Source organism: Kosakonia sp. H7A, from assembly GCF_003028445.1.
GTDB classification, from domain to species: domain Bacteria; phylum Pseudomonadota; class Gammaproteobacteria; order Enterobacterales; family Enterobacteriaceae; genus Kosakonia; species Kosakonia radicincitans.
On the sequence record NZ_PYTZ01000082.1, the window covers coordinates 1 to 504 of the forward strand.

General features: G+C 67.7%; 1 protein-coding gene. It reads left to right on the plus strand.

Annotated features, from left to right (window positions below; genetic code table 11):
* Positions 1-504: TonB-system energizer ExbB (exbB, locus tag CWM66_RS28305; protein ID WP_107147754.1), on the plus strand; the 504-nt coding region annotated here is incomplete at both ends.

Genomic DNA, 504 nt, shown 5'->3' on the forward strand with positions numbered 1-504 from the left:
AACACCTGATCGGGGAAATGACCTCGCATCCGGGTGACTTCGCCGTCTCCTGGGTCGTTCTGGTGACCCTGATCGCCATGTCGGCCATGTCCTGGTACTGGACCGTCATCAACATCTTCCGTTCGGTCCGCCTGAAGAGCGCCGCCGATCGCGTGACCAGCCTGTTCTGGGAAGCCCCGAACGCGCAGGAAGCCATCCGTGCGATGGAAGAGCAGCCGGCTTCCGAGCCGTTCTCGAAGATCGCCCTGGACGCCGCCCAGGCTGCCGCCCACCACCAGCGCGCCGAAGGCAGCAACACCGGCCTGGGCGAGAACCTGAGCCGCTCGGAGTTCGTGGACCGCGCCCTGCGCCAGGCCGTGACCCGCGAGAGCACCCGCCTGCAGTCGGGCATGACCCTGCTGGCCACCGTCGGTGCGACCGCGCCGTTCGTCGGTCTGCTCGGCACCGTGTGGGGCATCTACGGCGCGCTGATCAAGATCGGTGCGACCGGTTCGGCCTCCATCG